A 17795-nucleotide genomic window follows, 5' to 3' on the forward strand; every position below is an offset into this window, starting at 1 on the left:
GATCATGATCGGTCAATCGCTACATGACCTGTGGTTCGGCTTCGGCGTTGCCTTCCAGGGCTCGAACCTGCTGTGGTCCTTCTTCGGCGTGCTGGTGGGCAACCTGATCGGCGTGCTGCCGGGCATGGGCGCGCTGCAGGCCATCTCGATCCTGCTGCCGCTCACCTACGTGATGCACCCGGTGCCCGCCATCCTGATGCTGGCCGGCATCTTCTACGGCTCGCAGTACGGCGGCGCCATCGGCGCCATCCTGATGAACATGCCGTCCCACCCGCCGCATGCGGTGACCTGCCTGGACGGGTACCCCATGACCAAGCAGGGCAAGGGGGGCGTCGCGCTCGGGGTGACGATGATCGCCTCGTTCTTCGCGGCCTCCGTCGGCATCATCGTGATGATCTTCGCCTCGCCGCTGCTGGTGCAGATCGCGTTCAAGTTCGGCCCGACCGAGATCTTCTCGATCATGCTGCTGGGCCTGCTGGCCGGCTCCACCATGTCGCGCGGCTCGCCGCTCAAGGGCGTGGCCATGACGCTGTTCGGCCTGCTGTGCGGCGTGGTCGGCACCGACGTGAACAGCGGCAGCTTCCGCTTCGCGTTCGGCCTGCCTGAGCTCAGCGACGGCCTGGAACTGGTGGCGATCTCGATGGGCCTGTTTGGCGTGGCCGACTTCCTGCTCAACGTGAACCGCATGAAGGCCATCGGCGACACCGGCACGCTCAAGCTCAGCGACATGCGCCCGAGCAAGGAAGAGCTCAAGCGCGCCTTCCCCGCCATGATCCGCGGCACGCTCGTCGGCACGGTGTTCGGCGCCATGCCCGGCACCGGCCCGACCATCACCACCTTCATCGCCTATGCGCTGGAGCGCAAGGTGTCGAAGACGCCGAACAAGTTCGGCACCGGCATGATCGAAGGCGTGGCCGGGCCCGAAGCCTCCGCGCACTCGAAGACGCAGGTCGACTTCATCCCGACCATGAGCCTGGGCATTCCCGGCGACGCGGTGATGGCGCTGATCCTGGGTGCGCTGCTGATCCAGGGCATCCAGCCCGGCCCGCAGCTCATCACCGAGCATCCGGACATCTTCTGGGGCCTGATCGCCTCCTTCTGGATCGGCAACGTGATCCTCGTCATCCTGAACGTGCCGATGATCGGCGTGTGGGTGAAGCTGCTGAAGGTGCCCTACAAGTACCTGTTCCCTGCCGCGATGTTCTTCATTGCAACGGGCGTGTACAGCACGCAGAACAGCCTGTTCCAGATCTGGGAAGTGCTGGTGTTCGGCATCGTCGGCGCGGTGCTGATGACGCTGGAGTTCTCGGTCGCGCCGATCCTGCTGGGCTTCGTGCTCGGGCCGATGGTGGAAGAGAACTTCCGCCGCGCGCTGCTGCTCTCGCGCGGCGACATGTCGGTGTTCGTGACGCGCCCTATCAGCGGCACCTTCATCGGCCTGTGCGCGCTGCTGCTGCTGGGCGTGGGCTACTCGGCATGGCGCGGTCGCGGCGGGCGCAAGGCCATGGTGGATCTGCCCAAGCCGCCTGAGGGCGCACCGCCCGCGGAAGCTGCCTCGATGGGCGGCGGCGGCAAGTAAGCCGAACCTGCTCTCCGCTCCACGAAGAACAAGGCCCGCTGATGCGGGCCTTTTTCATTTTCGAGGGGGCCTGTCTCAGACAGGTGTGGTGCCGGTATCCGGCTCGCGCACGCCGAAGGGCTTGCCCGGCAGCGGAATGAACTCGGTTTCTCCGGGCACGTGGCCCATGCGTTGCGCCGCCCAATCGGCACCGGCCTCGAGGATGCGCTCGCGCCGGCTGGAAACGAAGTTCCAGGTGATGTAGCGCGGCCCATCGAGCGGCTCGCCGCCGATCACCATCAGCCGCACGGCGGTGTCGGCCGTGAGCACCGCGCCCTGCCCGGCGGGCAGCACGGCCATGGTGTGCGCGGCCACCGGTTCGCCGTCGACTCGCTTCGGCATCGACCGTGTACACGGCCAGTTCCGGCGCCAGCGCGGGCAGTTCGAAGCGGCCGCCGGCCGGCAATGCGATGTCGAGGTACAAGGTCTGCGACAGCGTCTTGACCGGAGAGCGCACGCCGAAGGCTTCGCCCACCAGCACGCGCACGTCGACGCCCTGCACCACCACTTCCGGGATGGCGCCGGCGGGCGTGTGTTCGAAGCTCGGCTCGACCTCTTCATGCGCCTGCGGCAGCGCGGCCCACAGTTGCAGGCCGTGGTTCTCGTAGGTGTCGGCCTTGAGGCGGTCGGGCTTGCGCTCGGAGTGCACGATGCCGCGCCCCGCGGTCATCCAGTTGATGGCGCCGGGCAGGATCTCCTGCACGCTGCCGAGGCTGTCGCGATGCATCATCGCGCCCTTGAAGAGGTAGGTGACCGTGGACAGCCCGATGTGCGGATGCGGCCGCACGTCGTGCTCGCTGCCCGGCACTTCGGTGGCGGGGCCGAAGTGGTCGAAGAACACGAACGGCCCGACCGAGCGGCGCTGCGCCGCCGGCAGCAGCCGCCGCACCTTGAAGCCGCCGCCCAGGTCCTTGTCGTGCGGTCGAAGCAGTTGAGTCTCTGGACTGGCGTCGGTCATCGTGTTCTCCGTGATGAGTGAGTGATCGGCTTCGTTCGTCGCGGCCCATTCGCGGGACAGCGTGGGACCGGCTTTGCCGGGCCGCCGGTGTCGCCCCCGGTGAGGGGGTTGGCGAAGCGACACACGAAGTGCGCGAAGCCTGGGGGTGGTTTCAACCCCGCGACTTTGCCACCGCTGCGATGCGCTCGCCGAATGCGCGGGCGGTGTCGAAGTCGCCCTTGAGCATTTCGGCGGGGCTGGCGTCGGAGGGCGATTGTGTCAGCAGGCCGCCGTAGCCGCCCACGTAGTTCATCGAGTCGCGCGTGGCGGCCTTGTTGTTGGTCGGCAGGATGCCCATGCTGACCCAGATGCCGCTGTGCTGCATGGCCAGGGTCCAGAGGTAGGTCAGCGTGGTGACCTTGTCGCCGTTCATGGTGGCGCTGTTGGTGAACCCGGCGAAGAGCTTGTCTTTCCAGCCCTGCGTGTACCAGACCTTGGACGAGGCGTCGGCGAACTTCTTGAACTGCCAGCTCACGCCGCCCATGTAGGTGGGCGAGCCGAAGACGATGGCGTCGGCCGCGGCCAGCGTTTCCCAGCCGCCTTCGGGCAGGTTGCCGTCGGCGTCGATGGCGAGCAGTTGCGCGCCTGCGCCGTCTGCCACGGCTTGAGCCACGCGTTGGGTGTGGCCGTAGCCGGAATGGAAGACGATGACGATGTTTGCCATGAGATTTTTCTCCGAGATGAGATGAATGTTCGTTGTTCGGGGTGCTCTGCGCAGCGAAATAAAGGAGGAGCCCGAAGGGCGGGGGACATTCGCGGAGCAGAGTACCCCGTCGGCGTGATCGCCCCGCCAGACTCAAGCTTACTTTTTATCGATGCTGAAACGACCGGCACCGAAGGCTGCGAAAGCAAGCAGGCCGCCGGCGATCGCGATGTTCTTGTTGAAGTTGATCTGCTGCATCATCTTCATCGCTTCAGGTGCGGACCAGTACTTGTGGAAGAACAGCGCCGTCGCAACGGTGAAGATCGCCATCACGATGGCGGTCCAGCGCGTCTTGAAGCCCAGCAGCAGCGCGATGCCCAGGCCCAGCTCGATGATGATCGCGATCACCGCGGCCACCTCGGGCAGCGGCAGGCCGGCGGAGGTGATGTAGCCGACCGTGCCGCCGAAGCCCATGAGCTTGCCGAAGCCGGCGGGAATGAACAGGTAGGCGATCAGGATGCGGCCAATCAGCGCCAGCGTGTCTTGTGCCGAATTGGTGGTGTTTGTGGTTGCCATGTTTGAAGAACTCCTCGGTTGTTGAAATTGAAAAAGGAACGGAAAAAAAGCCGGGCGAGGGGCGCCCGGCAAGGGGGATCAGGCGGCCAGGTCGAACACCAGCACTTCGGCGTCCTTGCCGTCGGCCAGCGTCAGCTGCGATTCGCCCTCGAGCATCGCGGCGTCACCGCCCGAGAGCTTCTGGCCGTTCACTTCGAGCTCGCCGCGCACCAGGTGCACATAGCTCTTGCGCGCCGGGTCGAGCGGCAGGCTGGCTTTTTCCTCACCGTCGAGCAGGCCTGCGTAGAGGCGTGCGTCGGCATGCACCTTCACCGAGCCGTCGCTGCCGTCGGGCGAAGCCACCAGGCGCAGCTTGCCGCGCTTCTCGGCGTCGCTGAACTGCTTCTGTTCGTAGCCGGGCTCGATGCCGCGCACGTTCGGCTGGATCCAGATCTGCAGGAAGTGCGTGGTCTCGTCGGCCTTGTGGTTGAACTCGCTGTGCATCACGCCGCGGCCCGCGCTCATGCGCTGCACGTCGCCGGGCGGAATGCTCTCCACGTTGCCCATGCTGTCCTTGTGCGCCAGCTCGCCCGACAGCACGTAGCTGATGATCTCCATGTCCTTGTGGCCGTGGGTGCCGAAGCCGGCGCCCGCCGCCACGCGGTCTTCGTTGATCACGCGCAGGTTGCCGAAGCCCATGTGGGCCGGGTCGTAATAGTTGGCGAAGGAAAAGCTGTGGAACGAGCGCAGCCAGCCATGGTCGGCATAACCGCGTTCCTGTGATTTACGGACTTGCAACATCGTCGAACTCCTTTTGGCCCTGCCCCGTGGGGATGAACGGGCCTTCTTCGTATGCCGCGCCGGATGCGCAGCGGATGTAAAGAACTTTAGGTCCGCACCCCGTTCGGAAAGACGCCGCGTTTTGATGGCACCATTCAAATAATTTGATCAATGGATCCACGATGCCCAGTCCCCGAGACGTACTGACCCCCGACGCCCTGGCCATGCTCCAGACCGTGGTCGCCACGGGCAGCTTTGCCGCCGCCGCGCGCACGCTGGACCTGGTGCCCAGCGCCCTGAGCTACCGCGTGCGGCAGATCGAGGACGCGCTCGACGTGCTCCTGTTCGACCGCAGCGCGCGCCAGGCGCGGCTGACCGAGGCCGGCGCCGAACTGCTGCGCGAGGCCGACCGGCTCCTCCATGAAATCGACGCGGTGGCCAACCGCGTGAAGCGGGTGGCCACCGGCTGGGAGCCGATGCTGACCATCGCGGTCGACAGCGTGATCGCGCGCGACCCGCTGCTCGACCTGGCCACCGCCTTCTTCGCGCTCGATCCGCCCACGCGGCTCAAGCTGCGTGACGAGACGCTGATGGGCACCATCGAGGCGCTAACCAGCGGCGAGGCCGACCTGGCGATCGGCGCGGTGCTCGACGCGGCCAGCCTGGCCTTCACCGCCACCGGCATCCGCAGCCGGTTGATCGGCGAGCTGCGCTTCGTCTACGCCGTGGCGCCGCACCATCCGCTCGCACGCCTGCCCCAGCCCCTGAGCGACGCCGTGATGCGCGAGCACCGCGCGGTGGCCGCCGCCGACTCCACGCGCCACGGCACGCCGATGACGGTCAACCTGATGGGCGGGCAGGACGTGCTGACGGTGCCGAGCATGCAGGCCAAGATCGCGGCGCAACTGCATGGGCTGGGCGGCGGCTTTCTTCCCGAGCCGATGGCGCGGCCGTACATCGAGGCGGGGCACCTGGTCGAACTGAAGACCGAGCGCATGCCGCCGCTGGGCGCCCTGCACTGCGCATGGCGCGTGCGCAGCGCCGGCAAGCCGGGCCGTGCGCTCGAATGGTGGCTCGCGCAGTTCGAGCATGAAGGCACCCGGCGCGCATTGCTCGAACGGCACCGCGGTCGATGAGCATGACCCGGAATCGCGCCGCCGCGCTAAGGGTGTGCCCTCAGGCAAAGCCCCCTGCGGACCGATGTAGAGTGCAGACACATCCAACCGCCTCCCATCCAGAAGAAAAGAGTCCGTCATGACCTCTCGCGCAACTGCAAAACCCGCCGACCGCCACCGAACCCCGGCCACCCCGCGTTCCACGCCCCCGTCACGGCACTACGCCGTCGTCGGCGCCGGCATTGCCGGCGTGGCTTGTGCCCGAACCCTGGTGCAGGCCGGCCACAAGGTCACGGTGTTCGAGCGCGAGGCCACGGCCGGTGGCCGCATGGCCAGCGTCGACACCGCTTTCGGCCGCTTCGACAGCGGCGCCCAGTACTTCACCGTGCGCGACCCGCGCTTCGCGCTGGCCCTCGAGAACACGCCCGGCGTCTGCAAGCGCTGGAGCGCCAACCTCGTGCGCGTGCTCGACGCCCACGGCCGCGTGGCCGAGGCCGCACTGCCCTCGCTCGAATCGCATTGGGTGGCGCAGCCCGGCATGGACGCGCTGGTGGCCCACTGGGCCAAGCCGCTGGGCGACAGCCTCGTCACCGGCACGCAGGTCACGCAGATCGAGCCCGATGCGCTCGACCCCAAGCGCTGGCAGCTGCGCACCGCGGGCGCCGACGACTCCCTTCACGTCTATTCCGGTTTCGACGCCGTGCTGCTCGCCGTGCCGCCTTCGCCCGCGCGCGCGCTGCTGGATGGCGACAGGCTCTCCGCCCGGCTCGCCGCCAAGGTCGAGCCGGTGCGCATCGCGCCCTGCTGGACGCTGATGATTGCCTACCCCCAGGCCAACCAGCCCAACATGTCGCATCTCGGCCCGCAGTGGAACGCGGCGCGCAGCACCCACCACCGCGTGGCCTGGCTGGCGCGCGAATCGTCCAAGCCCGGCCGCGAGCCGGTCGAGCGCTGGACGCTGCAGGCCAGCGCCACCTGGTCGCAGGAACACCTGCGCGACACGCCCGCACGCGTCGAAGCCAAGCTGCTGCGCGCCTTCGCCGAGATCACCGGCATCCATGCCACGCCCGCGCACGCCCAGGCGCTGCGCTGGAACGAAGCCCAGACGCAAGTGCCGGTGGGCACCACGCACCTCTGGGATGCCAAGGCCCGCATCGGCGTGGCCGGCGACTGGTGCATCGGGCACCGGGTGGAAGACGCTTTCGTCTCGGGCCTGTCGCTCGCACTCGCCGTCATCTGAACGGGAGATGAGGGAGACCGGCCGCTTCGCCCCCTCGCCCACCGGCCCGCTGCACGCGGGCTCGCTGGTGGCCGCGCTTGCCAGCTGGCTCGACGTGCGCGCGCGCGGGCCGCAGGCACGCTGGCTGGTGCGCATCGAAGACGCCGACACCGAGCGCTGCCTGCCCGGCATGGGCGAGCGCATCCTCCGGCAGCTCGCCGACTGCGCCTTGCTGCCCGACGAGCCCCCGGCATGGCAGACGCAGCGCACCGCGCACTACGAGGCCGCGCTGGCGCGGCTGCAGGAACTTGGGCTGGCCTACCCCTGCGGCTGCTCGCGCAAGGACATCGACGAGGCGCTCGCGCGGCTCGGCCAGCGGCATGAGCGGCACGGCGAGCGGGTGTACCCCGGCACCTGCCGCGACGGCCTGCACGGCAAGCCGGCACGCGCCTGGCGCTTTGCCACAGAGAAATTCGCGGGTGGCGAAATCTGCTTCACCGACCGCCGCCTCGGCCGCCAGTGCCAGGACGTCAGCCGCGAGGTCGGCGACTTCGTGCTGCGGCGCGCAGACGGCCCCTGGGCCTATCAGCTCGCCGTGGTGGTCGACGACGCCGACCAGGGCGTGACCGACGTGGTCCGCGGCGAGGACCTCACCGACAACACGGCCCGGCAGATCCTGCTGCAGCGCGCGCTCGGCTTTCCCACGCCGACCTACCTGCACACGCCGCTGGTGCGCGCAGCCGACGGCGACAAGCTTTCCAAGCAGAACGGCGCCACCGCCCTCGACACCGGCACGCCGGCAGCCGCGCTGGCCGCGCTCGACACCGCCGCGCGCGTGCTCGGCCTGCGGCCCGCCACGGCCACCGATTGCGCGGGCGCGCTGGCCGCCTGGGTGCCCGAATGGCGCGATCTCTACAATTCGCGGCCGTAATGAACCTTCCCGACACCGTGCCCAACGACCTCCCGCGCAGCGAAGAAGCGCCTGCCCCCGACGACGCGGACAAGCCGCATCCGCTGCATCGACGCCTCAAGAGCTTCGTGAAGCGCGGCGGCCGCACCACCGAAGGCCAGGCGCGCGCCTTCTCCGAACTGGGCCCGCTGTACCTGGTGCCCTACAAGCCCGAGCCGCTCGACCTGACGGCGGCCTTCGGCGGCCGCGCCGGCCCCACGGTGCTGGAGATCGGCTTCGGCATGGGCGAGGCCACCGCGCACATCGCGACGGTGCTGCCCGAGACCAACTTCTTCTGCTGCGAAGTGCACGAGCCCGGCGTGGGCGCGCTGCTCAAGCGCATCGGCGAGCAGTCGCTGTCGAACATCCGCATCTGCGCGCACGACGCGGTCGACGTGCTCGACCACATGCTGCAGCCCGGCACGCTGGCCGGCGTGCATGTGTTCTTTCCGGACCCATGGCACAAGAAGCGCCACAACAAGCGCCGCCTGATCCAGCCCGAATTCGTGACCAAGCTCGCGCAGCACCTGCGCTCCGGCGGCTACATCCACTGCGCCACTGACTGGCAGCCCTATGCCGAGCAGATGCTCGAGGTGCTGTCGGGCGAGCCTCTGCTGCGCAACACGGCCGAGGGCTACGCGCCCAAGCCCGACTACCGCCCGCTCACCAAGTTCGAGAACCGGGGCATCAAGCTGGGCCACGGCGTGTGGGACCTGGTGTTCGAGCGCAAGGCCTGAAACGCCGGTCCCGGCTCGCTGCCTAGTCGAGCAGGAACGTGAGCGGCACGCGCATCTGCGTGCGCACCGCGTGCCCGCCAGCGTCGCGCGCCGGCTCGAAACGCCATTCAGGCACCACGGCGAGCACCGCCTTGGCGAACAGCGGGTGCGAGGCGTACTCGATGCGCACATTCTCGGGGCGCCCCGACTGGCCGACCACGAAGACCAGCACCACCCGGCCCGGGATTTCCTGCCGAGCCAGTTCAGCCGGATAGGCAGGCGGACGCTTCTTCAGTGCCACCGCCTGGGTCACCGCGCCATCGCTGGCCACGGCTTCGGGCGGGCGGAGCGGCGCAGGCGGCGCAGTCGAAACCGGCGGTTCGGGCGGCGCGGCAATCATGATTTCCGCAGCAGGCGCTTCCGCCACCGTGGGCGGCCCGGGCCGCACCGCCTCCGGCGCTGTCGCCATGCATCCCGCCAACACGAACGACCCGCACAAACCGATCCATCTGACAGCTCTTTTCATCCACGAATTCTGTCGCCGGTTCCTTGCCTTCCGCCATGGTCCTGAAATTGCTACACTTTTTTACTACCGTAAATAAAGGTGTCTCATGAACACGTCACGCAGGGATTGGCTGGGAAAAGCATACGGTGCACTGCTCCTGGGCAACGGCCTGGGCCTGGGCAGCGCAGCAGGACCCGCACTGGCGCAAGCCACACGCTCGTCAGCATCGGCTGCCGGCGCGCCACGGGTGGTGCTGCTGGGCCAATCGGTGCCGCTTACCGGCACCGCCTATGAGATCGGCACCGCATTCGCCGCCGGCAGCCGGCTGGCGGTGAGCGATTTCAATGAACGCAACGCCGCCAGCGGCCTGCAGCTGAAGCTGCTGCAGCTCGACGACGGCTATGACGCCGCGCGCGCCACCGCGAACGCGCGCACCCTGCTGGCCACCCACAAGGCCGACATGCTGTTCGGCTTCGTCGGCACCGCCAGCAGCGAAGCCGGCGCCAATGTGGCCACGCAACAGGGCAGCCTGCTGTTCGCGCCCTTCGCGGCCTCCGACGCGCTGCGCGGCGCCGACCACCCCAACGTGTTCCACGTACGCCCCGGCATGATCGACGAGGCCCTGAAGATCGTGCGCCAGTGCGCCACCGTGGGGCAGACCCGTGTCGCGCTGGTCGGCGACGACGACGCCATGGGCCGCGCCGGCCTGGCGGCCGTGCAGCAGGCCGCGAGCGAACTCAAGCTGCCGCCGCTGGTGGCGACCGCGCTGGTGCCGGCCGACGGCGGCAAGCTCGACGCCGCGCTGAAGGCCGTGCAGCAGCAGTCGCCCCAGGCCATCGTGCTGGTGTCGCTTTCGGGCACCACGGCCAACGCCATCCGCAAGCTGCGCAAGAGCGGCTACACGGGCAACTTCATGGCCTTCTCGATCGTCGGCATCGACCCGCTCTACGCCACGCTGGGCAAGGACATCGGCGGCATCGTCATCTCGCAGGTGGTGCCATCGCCCCGGCCCTCGGCCATCCCGATCGTCAAGGAGTACCTGGCGGCGGTCGACAACTCCGACCAGACCGCGTCTTACGAAGGACTCGAAGGCTTCATCGCCGCCAAGGCCGCCGGCGAAGCGGTGCGCCGCGCGGGCAAGGGCTTCAGCAGCGCGAGCCTGCAGCGCGTGATGACCGGCATGACCGACTACGACGTCGGCGGCTTCCGCATCAACCTGCGCCCGGGCCTGCGCGACAACGTGCGCAGCATCGACCTCATCAGCATTTCATCGGACGGCCGCGTGCTGCGCTGAACCGCGAGCACGCATCGAACGTCACCTCAGCCGGTGCGCACCAGCGCCTGCAGCGCATCGAGCGACAGCAGCTCGATGCGCCCGTAGCCCAGCGCAACCACGCCCTCTGCCGCCAGCGCATTGAGCTCCTTCGACAGCGTCTGGCGCGTCACGCCGAGCATCATCGCCAACGCCTCCTGCGGCAGCGCCACGTTGCTGCGCGTGTGCGGCGACTGCGTGGCGTCGCCGCGCGCCAGCACCAGCAGCCGGTGCGCCACGCGGGCGCGCAGGCTGCGCAGCGTGGCGTCTTCGGCCAGCCCGTAGAGCATGCGCACGCGCGCGGCCAGCATCGCCGCGATGGCGTTGGCGAACACGCCGTCTCGCATCAGCTGCACGAAGGCCTCGGGCGGCACCACCAGCAGGTCGAGCGCTTCGAGCGCGGTGGCGTCGTGCGTGCGCGGCGAGCCGTCGATCAGCGTGATCTCGCCGAACCAGTTGCCGGGCTCCAGCACAGCCAGGATGGCCTCGCGCCCGTCCTGGCGCAGCGATGAAATCTTGATGCTGCCGGCCACCAGCCCGTAGAAGCCGCCGCCCGCCGCGTTGATGGTGTCGCCCTGGCGGAACACCATGGCGCCGCGCCGCACATGCAGCAGTTCGGCCGCGCCCACCAGCGCTTCGCGCTGCGCGCGCGGAATGCTGGTGAACCACGGATTGCCTTCCAGCGCCGCGCGGTGCGGGGGCGAAAGCCGGGTTTTGGGAGCAGCGGCCATGGGCGGGGAGCCGCGCGAGGCGGGGGTTTACCAGAACACCGCATTGTCAAATTCTTGACAGTTCAGCGTCAAGCACGGGCATACAGTGGCCGCTACCCCAAGTACGGAGACTCCCACGATGAACGCACGCGCAAGTTTCAAGAGCATGCAGGAGAGCACGCGCGAAGACTGGCAACTGATCGGCGGCGAATTCATGCAGTTCACGGGCGGCCTGCCCGCGCGCGTGATCAAGCATCTGCAGATCCTCGAGGGCGACTACGGCGGCTTCCCGGTCGACCGCTACACCCATTCGCTGCAGACCGCCACGCGGGCCCTGCGCGACGGCCGCGACGAGGAATACGTGGTGTGCGCGCTGCTGCACGACATCGGCGACACGTTGGGCAGCTTCAACCACCCCGACATCGCCGCCGCCATCCTGAAGCCCTTCGTGAGCGAGGCCAACCACTGGATGGTGCAGAACCACGGCATCTTCCAGGGCCACTACTTCTTCCACCACATCGGGCTGGACCGCAACATGCGCGACAACTTCAAGGACCATCCGCACTACGAGCGCACGGCCGAGTTCTGCGCGCTCTACGACAACCCCGCCTTCGACCCCAAGGCCGAGACGCTGCCCATCGGCGAATTCGAGCCCATGCTGCGCCGCGTGATGGCGCAGCCCAGGCAGAGCATCTACAAGGCCGCGCTGACCGAACCCGCGGCCGCCTGACATCGACAAGAGGAAACCATGAACGCCTTCTCCCAACCCGAAATCCAGAAGCTCGTCTCCGCCGAGGAGTGGCAGCTTCGCGTCGACCTCGCCGCCTGCTACCGCCTGGTGGCGCTCTACGGCTGGAGCGACCTGGTGTTCACGCACATCAGCGCGCGCATCCCGGGCCCGGAGCATCACTTCCTGATCAACCCCTACGGCCTGATGTTCGACGAGATCACCGCGTCGAGCCTGGTCAAGGTCGACCAGCAGTGCAACAAGATCATCGACTCGCCCTACCCTGTGAACCCGGCGGGCTTCGTGATCCACAGCGCGGTGCACGCCGCGCGCGAAGACATCCAGTGCGTGCTGCACACCCACACCAAGGCCGGCATTGCCGTGAGCGCGCAGAAGAACGGCGTGCTGCCCATCAGCCAGCAGTCGACCTTCGTGCTGGCATCGCTGGCCTATCACGACTACGAAGGCGTGGCCTTCCGCGACGACGAGAAGCCGCGCCTGCAGGCAGACATGGGCAACGCCAACTTCCTCATGCTGCGCAACCACGGCCTGCTGACCTGCGGCAAGACCATTGCCGACGCCTTTCTGTCGATGTACACCTTCGAGAACACCTGCCAGATCCAGATCGCGGCGCAATCGGGCGGCAGCGAACTCACGCACGTGAACCCGAAGATCGTCGAAGGCGTGGGCCAGGCCATGAAGGTGCAGACCGGCGGCCTCGGCGGCTCGTTCGTCTGGCCTTCGCTCATTCGCAAGCTGGACCGCATCGACGACAGCTACAAGCAATAAGCCACGCCGGCGACCGGTTTCCACGGCTGCCACCGCCTGCGCGACGGGTGTTGGCGGCCATTTTTTTGCCTTGCCACGCGGCTCGGGACAGCGCGCATCCATTTCTGCCGGGGCGACGGCCGCCATCTGCAGAATAGAGGCCCATGCACGTCCGATTCCCGCGCCCTTCGGCGCCCTCTTTCGCCCCCGCCTGCGCCCTCCTGCTCTGCCTCGCGCTCTTCCTGCCCGCCGCATCGGCCGCCCCCGACGCGGCGGACGCCGATGCCCGCATCGAGGCGCTCATCGCCCGCATGACGCCGCAGGAAAAAGCCGGGCAGCTCAGCCTCTACGGCCCGGCCGAGATCGACACGCCCAACAACCCCCAGGCCGGCTGGCGAAACGCGCAGCAGGAAACGGCCGACGTGCGCGCCGGCCGCCTCACCGGCCTGTTCAACAACGCGGGCCTCGAAGGCAAGCGGCGGCTGCAGCAGATCGCGGTGAAGGAGTCGCGGCTGGGCATTCCGCTGATCTTCGGCGCGGACGTGATCCACGGCTTCAGAACCATGTTCCCGATGCCCCTGGCCGAGGCCTCGAGCTGGGAGCCCGCGCTGGCCGAGCGCACGGCGCGCGCCGCGGCGGTCGAGGCCACGGCCGATGGTTTCCGCTGGACCTTCGCGCCGATGGTCGACATCGCACGCGACGCACGCTGGGGCCGCGGCCTGGAGGGCGCCGGCGAAGACGTGCTGCTGTCGAAGCGCTTCGCCGCCGCCCGCGTGCGCGGCTTCCAGGGGAGCGATCTTTCGCGCCCCGACGCGATGCTGGCCACGCCCAAGCACTTCGCGGCCTACGGCGCGGCCGAGGGCGGGCTCGACTACAACGTGAGCGACATTTCGGAGCGCACCTTGCGCGAGGTCTACCTGCCGCCGTTCCGTGCGGCCATCGACGCGGGCGCGCTGTCGGTCATGAGCGCCTTCAACGAGATCGGCGGCATCCCCTCCACCGCCAACCGCGACCTGCTGACCGGCGTGCTGCGCGACGAATGGAAGTTCAAGGGCTTCGTGGTCTCCGACTACACCGCCGACGAGGAACTGGTCGAGCACGGCTACGCCGCGAACCCGCGCGAGGCCGCCAAGCAGGCCTTCCTGGCCGGCACCGACGTCAGCATGCAGAGCGGCCTCTACATGCGCTACCTGCCCGATCTCGTGGCCTCTGGCGAGGTGCCGATGGCGCGGCTCGACGAGGCAGTGCGGCGCGTGCTGCACGTCAAGCAGAAGCTCGGCCTGTTCGACGACCCGATGCGCGGCCTGGACGGCCCGCCCGCGTCGCAGCGCGCGGAAAACCCCGAGTTCCTTGCGCTGGCCCGCGAGTCGGCGCGCCGCTCCATCGTCATGCTGAAGAACGACCGCATGCTGCTGCCGCTGCCCAAGGCCGGCACGAAGATCGCGCTGATCGGCCCCTTCGCCGAAGGCACCGTCGACCTGATGGGCGCCTGGAGCCTGTTCCCCGGGCAGTCGGCACCCGTGGGCATCGACCAGGGGCTGCGCGCGGCGCTGGGCGCCAACTCGTCGGTCACCGTGGTGCGCGGCTCGGGCATCGGCACGGCACTGCCGGGCGGCATCGACGCCGCGGTGGCCGCCGCGCGCAACGCCGACGTGGTGGTGCTGGCCATCGGCGAGAGCGAGAAGATGTCGGGCGAGGCGCGTTCGCGCAGCGACATCGGCCTGCCGCAGGCGCAGCAGGACCTGGCCGAAGCCGTGGCGGCCACCGGCAAGCCGGTGGTCGTGCTGCTGAGCAACGGCCGCGCAATGGCGCTGAAGGGCGCGGTGCGCAACGCACGCGCCATCCTCGTCACCTGGTTCCTGGGCGTGCAGACGGGCGGCGCCATCGCCGACGTGTTGTTCGGCGACTTCAATCCCTCGGGCCGGCTGCCTGTGAGCTTTCCGCAGACGGCGGGCCAAGTGCCCTACTACTACGCCCACAAGCGCACCGGCCGGCCCTCACCCGAGAGCGCGCCGGGCATGTCCTTCAAGAGCCGCTATCTCGACGCGACCCACGAAGCGCTCTACCCCTTCGGCTTCGGCATCGGCTATGCGCCGGTGCGCTACGACGACGTGGAGCTGAGCCAGGAGCGCATCACCATGTCGGACACGCTGCGCGTGCGCGCCACCATCACCAACACCGGGCAACGCGATGCGGAGGAAGTGGTGCAGCTCTACGTGGCCGAGCGCGCGGCCAGCGTGACGCGGCCTGTGCGCGAGCTGAAGGACTTCCGCAAGCTGAGCATCGCGCCCGGTGCGTCGGCGCAAGTCGAATTCACGCTCACCAAGGACGACCTGCAGTTCATCGGCCGGGACATGAAGCCCACGGTCGAGCCCGGCGAGTTCGACCTGTGGGTGGCGCCTTCGGCTGCCGGCGGCATCCGCAAGCGCTTCGTTCTCACGCGCGACTGAACGCGGCCGCGCGCAGCTTCATTCGCCGGACGCGCTCGATGTGCTTGGCAGGTTCGCGGAAGCCACCGGCGGCGCCACCTGCGATTCCATGACCTCCGTCGGATGGATGCCGGTGTTGGCACGGATCGCGTCGGCCTGCACCTGTGCGCGGTCGAGGCCGCTCACGGCCGGCGCGGGCTGCGACTCCAGCACTTCGGTGGCGTGCATGCCGTTGTTGGCGCGCACCGCATCCGCGGACACCGCATCGCGCGACTGCGTCGAATGCGACATCTGCGGGTAGTCGGGATCGGCGCGCCCGCTCGCATGCGCGAACGAGGCCAGCACCAGCGCGGGCACTGCGGCAATGCACAGGGTAACGGTACGGACTTTCATGTCTGTCTCCTTGAGTAGTAGCGACGCTTTCACTCTAGGACGGCGCACTTATTGGCCTCTGAGGGGCTGCTTATGCTGCGGTGAGAGTCGGCTTAGAGGGCCGTGAGAGTTCGGTTAGCAGCGTGTGAGGACCGTATATTCGCGAATCAAAGGCCACCATCAGGAAGCCCACCCCATGAAAGTCAAGCGCATCGTCGCCAACATCGCCACGCCCGCTCCCGCGCGCGCCGCCGTTTTCTACAAGGACGTGCTCGGCCTCGACCTGCTCATGGATCACGGCTGGATACAGACCTACGGCTTGCAAGCGGAAACGGCTGTGCAGCTGAGCTTTGCGTCGGAGGGCGGCTCGGGCACGCCGGTGCCCGATCTCTCCATCGAGGTGGACGACGTGAACGAGGCCTTCGAGCGCATGAAGGCCGCGGGCTTCGCCATCGAATACGGTCCGGTCGACGAGCCCTGGGGCGTGCGCCGCTTCTACGTGCGCGATCCCTTCGGCAAGCTCGTCAACATCCTCGCGCACGCCTGAGCGGCTGCGCGGCGCCGGCTCAGTCGAGCCCGTGGAACACGCTGTCGTCAGGCCCGATGTGCGACGGCGGCGTCCATGCGGCGTCGCGCATGGAGCGGCTCACCAGCTTGTCCACGCCCAGCAGCGTGGCGAAGATCGCCATGCGCACCGGAATGCCGTTGTCGGTCTGGCGGAAGATGGCCAGGCGCGGGTCGTTGTTCAGGTCGGTGCTCAGGTCGTGCGAGCCGGGCCGGCCGTCGCGCGGCAGCGGGTGCATCACCACCACGTCCTGCTTGCAGGCCGACTCGATCAGCGCGCGATTGATCTCGAATGCGTTGTCGAAGCCTTCCAGCACCTCGTCGTTCGCGAAGCGCTCTTTCTGGATGCGCGTGGCGTAGATGATGTCGGCGCCGGCCAGTGCCCGAGCCGGCGTGGCGGCGGTTTCCACCACGTGGCCGTTGCGGCTCACGGCTTCCAAGATGGCGGCCGGCATCGCCAGCGAAGGCGGCGAGATCAGCGTGAACTTCAGGCCCTTGTACAGCGCGAGCAGCTTGATGAGCGAATGCACGGTGCGGCCGTATTTCAGGTCGCCGACCATCGCGACGTGCGCGCCGTCCACCAGCTTGCCCAGGCGCGAGAACTCGCGCTGGATGGTGTACAGGTCGAGCAGCGCTTGGCTCGGGTGCTCGCCCGGGCCGTCGCCGCCGTTGATGACCGGCACGTTGGTGGCGCGCGCGAATTCGGCGACCGAGCCCTGCTCGGGGTGCCGCACCACCATCGCGTCGACATAGCCGCCGATCACGCGGCTGGTGTCGTAGATCGACTCGCCCTTGGCCATCGACGAGAAGGTGAAGCCAGTGGTGTCGCACACCGCGCCGCCGAGCCGGCAGAAAGCCGCGCCGAAGCTCACGCGGGTGCGTGTGCTGGCCTCGAAGAACAGGTTGGCCAGCACGGCGCCCTCGAGCACGCGGCTGACCTTGCGCCTGCGCGCAATGGGCTGCATGACGTCCGCGAGCTGGAACAGTTCGTCGATGGCGTCGCGGTTGAGCTGGTTGACTGAAAGCAGGTGATGCGCCCCGCCAGTGGCCATGGCCTTGCGCAAGGCGCCTTCATGTGCGCTCTGCGTATATTCTTCGCGCCGACCGTCCGAAGCCAAGATTTCGCTCACGAAGCGCCGCGCGACCTCGGGCATGGCCCTGAATTCGTTGGATTCGTCTGGCAGGAGCCAGGCGTCAAGAGCCCTCCTCCGGCTGCCGATGCGTTCGGCAAAAGCGTCGCGCGTCATGTTGAGTTGACGCATCGCGTCGCGGAGGAGCACCTGCTGCGGCATGTTGTTCATGGGCCGCGAATATATACTCAATGCGTATATTTTTGAAACGCTGAAGAAAAATGAACTCCGGAAATGAAGAAAGGGCCGTGAGGCCCTTCTTCATTCCTGCTCATGCAACGGCTTACAGGCCGGCCTGGCGCGTGAACGACACGCTGGGCTTCTTGTAGGCTTGCGGCACTTCGTCGCGGTAGAACGCGCGGCGGTCGAGGCTTTGCAGCGGGTCGTGCGCCTTGGCGACGGCTTCGGCCTGCACGGTGGCGCGGTTGGCGGTCGACGTGAAGGCTTGTGCGCCGGCGCTGGCGGCATCGCTGTATTCGTTGCCTGCACGTGCGGCGGCAACGGCTTGCGGTGCCACTTCAGCGCGGGAAACGGACGAGTTCACGACGTGCACGCCGTCGTAGGTTTCTGCATGGGCTCCGGCGGCAGCCAGGAGCGAGAGGGCAGCGGCGGCGAGGATCTTCGAGGCATTCATTTCAATCTCCTTCAGGGCAGACGGTTGGTTGGTGAGGAGAAGTTTGATCCTG

The 17795-nt window shown here is 68.1% G+C and carries 19 protein-coding genes and 1 pseudogene; 11 read left to right on the forward strand and 9 right to left on the reverse strand.

The genetic code is table 11. From position 1 onward, the window contains the following. Window positions 1-4: 4 nt before the first annotated feature. The gene (locus tag C4F17_RS07765) at window positions 5-1579 is read left to right on the forward strand and encodes a tripartite tricarboxylate transporter permease (protein ID WP_081270106.1); all 1575 of its coding nucleotides are present in this window, start codon (window positions 5-7) and stop codon (window positions 1577-1579) included. A gap of 75 nt (window positions 1580-1654) precedes the next feature. Here the strand turns inward: C4F17_RS07765 and C4F17_RS07770 are convergent. The 4 genes and pseudogenes from C4F17_RS07770 to C4F17_RS07785 all read right to left on the reverse strand — a co-directional run bounded on the left by C4F17_RS07770 (window position 1655) and on the right by C4F17_RS07785 (window position 4614). Then, window positions 1655-2576: pseudogene (locus C4F17_RS07770) on the reverse strand (pirin family protein). 151 nt (window positions 2577-2727) lie between these two features. Continuing rightward, window positions 2728-3279: a flavodoxin family protein gene (locus C4F17_RS07775; RefSeq protein ID WP_081270108.1), complete on the reverse strand. Its 552-nt coding sequence runs from the start codon at window positions 3277-3279 to the stop codon at window positions 2728-2730. A 138-nt stretch (window positions 3280-3417) separates the two neighbouring features. Next, window positions 3418-3834, reverse strand: coding sequence for a DoxX family protein (locus C4F17_RS07780; RefSeq protein ID WP_081270109.1), 417 nt, complete (start codon window positions 3832-3834; stop codon window positions 3418-3420). A 78-nt stretch (window positions 3835-3912) separates the two neighbouring features. Beyond that, window positions 3913-4614: a pirin family protein gene (locus C4F17_RS07785; RefSeq protein ID WP_106934845.1), complete on the reverse strand. Its 702-nt coding sequence runs from the start codon at window positions 4612-4614 to the stop codon at window positions 3913-3915. 161 nt (window positions 4615-4775) lie between these two features. Between C4F17_RS07785 and C4F17_RS07790 the strand changes: the two genes are divergently transcribed. The 4 genes from C4F17_RS07790 (at window position 4776) to trmB (ending at window position 8613) form a co-directional block, all read left to right on the forward strand. Continuing rightward, entirely contained in the window at window positions 4776-5729 is a 954-nt protein-coding gene (locus tag C4F17_RS07790; protein ID WP_081270111.1) for a LysR family transcriptional regulator, read from the forward strand. Window positions 5730-5847: 118 nt separating this feature from the next. Further along, entirely contained in the window at window positions 5848-6948 is a 1101-nt protein-coding gene (locus C4F17_RS07795) for an NAD(P)/FAD-dependent oxidoreductase (RefSeq protein ID WP_081270112.1), read from the forward strand. A 7-nt stretch (window positions 6949-6955) separates the two neighbouring features. Next, the gene (gene gluQRS / locus C4F17_RS07800; protein WP_106934846.1) at window positions 6956-7858 is read left to right on the forward strand and encodes a tRNA glutamyl-Q(34) synthetase GluQRS; all 903 of its coding nucleotides are present in this window, start codon (window positions 6956-6958) and stop codon (window positions 7856-7858) included. After that, on the forward strand, window positions 7858-8613 hold the full coding sequence (trmB, locus tag C4F17_RS07805) for a tRNA (guanosine(46)-N7)-methyltransferase TrmB (RefSeq protein ID WP_106934847.1): 756 nt from the start codon (window positions 7858-7860) through the stop codon (window positions 8611-8613). Before gluQRS ends, trmB begins: the two co-directional genes overlap by 1 nt. 22 nt (window positions 8614-8635) lie before the next feature. Here the strand turns inward: trmB and C4F17_RS07810 are convergent, their stop codons facing one another. Continuing rightward, on the reverse strand, window positions 8636-8992 hold the full coding sequence (locus tag C4F17_RS07810) for an energy transducer TonB (protein WP_159053617.1): 357 nt from the start codon (window positions 8990-8992) through the stop codon (window positions 8636-8638). Here C4F17_RS07810 and C4F17_RS32710 point away from each other — a divergent pair. After that, a complete protein-coding gene (locus C4F17_RS32710) occupies window positions 8991-9194 on the forward strand; it encodes a hypothetical protein (RefSeq protein WP_159053618.1) in 204 nt (67 codons plus the stop codon). The genes C4F17_RS07810 and C4F17_RS32710 overlap by 2 nt on opposite strands. 9 nt (window positions 9195-9203) lie before the next feature. Further along, window positions 9204-10391 (forward strand): ABC transporter substrate-binding protein, encoded by a 1188-nt coding sequence (locus C4F17_RS07815; protein WP_106934849.1) that lies wholly within the window; start codon window positions 9204-9206, stop codon window positions 10389-10391. Window positions 10392-10417: 26 nt separating this feature from the next. Here C4F17_RS07815 and C4F17_RS07820 read toward each other — a convergent pair whose 3' ends face one another. Next, window positions 10418-11140, reverse strand: coding sequence for a Crp/Fnr family transcriptional regulator (locus C4F17_RS07820; protein WP_081270117.1), 723 nt, complete (start codon window positions 11138-11140; stop codon window positions 10418-10420). A 118-nt stretch (window positions 11141-11258) separates the two neighbouring features. Here C4F17_RS07820 and C4F17_RS07825 point away from each other — a divergent pair, with 118 nt between their 5' ends. The 3 genes from C4F17_RS07825 to C4F17_RS07835 all read left to right on the forward strand — a co-directional run bounded on the left by C4F17_RS07825 (window position 11259) and on the right by C4F17_RS07835 (window position 15064). After that, window positions 11259-11849 carry an HD domain-containing protein gene (locus C4F17_RS07825; RefSeq protein ID WP_081270118.1) on the forward strand — a complete coding sequence of 197 codons (591 nt, stop codon included), beginning with the start codon at window positions 11259-11261 and terminating at the stop codon, window positions 11847-11849. An 18-nt stretch (window positions 11850-11867) separates the two neighbouring features. Further along, window positions 11868-12635 (forward strand): class II aldolase/adducin family protein, encoded by a 768-nt coding sequence (locus tag C4F17_RS07830; protein ID WP_081270119.1) that lies wholly within the window; start codon window positions 11868-11870, stop codon window positions 12633-12635. Between the two features lie 143 nt (window positions 12636-12778). Further along, on the forward strand, window positions 12779-15064 hold the full coding sequence (locus C4F17_RS07835) for a glycoside hydrolase family 3 N-terminal domain-containing protein (protein ID WP_106934850.1): 2286 nt from the start codon (window positions 12779-12781) through the stop codon (window positions 15062-15064). 18 nt (window positions 15065-15082) lie between these two features. On the opposite strand, the gene C4F17_RS07840 is transcribed toward C4F17_RS07835, so the two are convergent. Next, on the reverse strand, window positions 15083-15436 hold the full coding sequence (locus tag C4F17_RS07840) for a hypothetical protein (RefSeq protein ID WP_106934851.1): 354 nt from the start codon (window positions 15434-15436) through the stop codon (window positions 15083-15085). 175 nt (window positions 15437-15611) lie between these two features. Here C4F17_RS07840 and C4F17_RS07845 point away from each other — a divergent pair, with 175 nt between their 5' ends. Then, complete coding sequence (locus tag C4F17_RS07845) at window positions 15612-15962, forward strand: VOC family protein (protein WP_106934852.1); 351 nt, start codon at window positions 15612-15614, stop codon at window positions 15960-15962. 19 nt (window positions 15963-15981) lie between these two features. Here the strand turns inward: C4F17_RS07845 and C4F17_RS07850 are convergent, their stop codons facing one another. Together C4F17_RS07850 and C4F17_RS07855 are read right to left on the reverse strand one after the other, a co-directional pair. After that, the gene (locus C4F17_RS07850; protein WP_106934853.1) at window positions 15982-17280 is read right to left on the reverse strand and encodes an aspartate carbamoyltransferase; all 1299 of its coding nucleotides are present in this window, start codon (window positions 17278-17280) and stop codon (window positions 15982-15984) included. 112 nt (window positions 17281-17392) lie between these two features. Continuing rightward, entirely contained in the window at window positions 17393-17743 is a 351-nt protein-coding gene (locus C4F17_RS07855) for an alpha/beta hydrolase (RefSeq protein ID WP_081270124.1), read from the reverse strand. Window positions 17744-17795 lie beyond the last annotated feature (52 nt).

The sequence above is a fragment of the Variovorax sp. PMC12 genome (genome assembly GCF_003019815.1).
In the GTDB taxonomy this organism is placed as follows: Bacteria; Pseudomonadota; Gammaproteobacteria; order Burkholderiales; family Burkholderiaceae_C; genus Variovorax.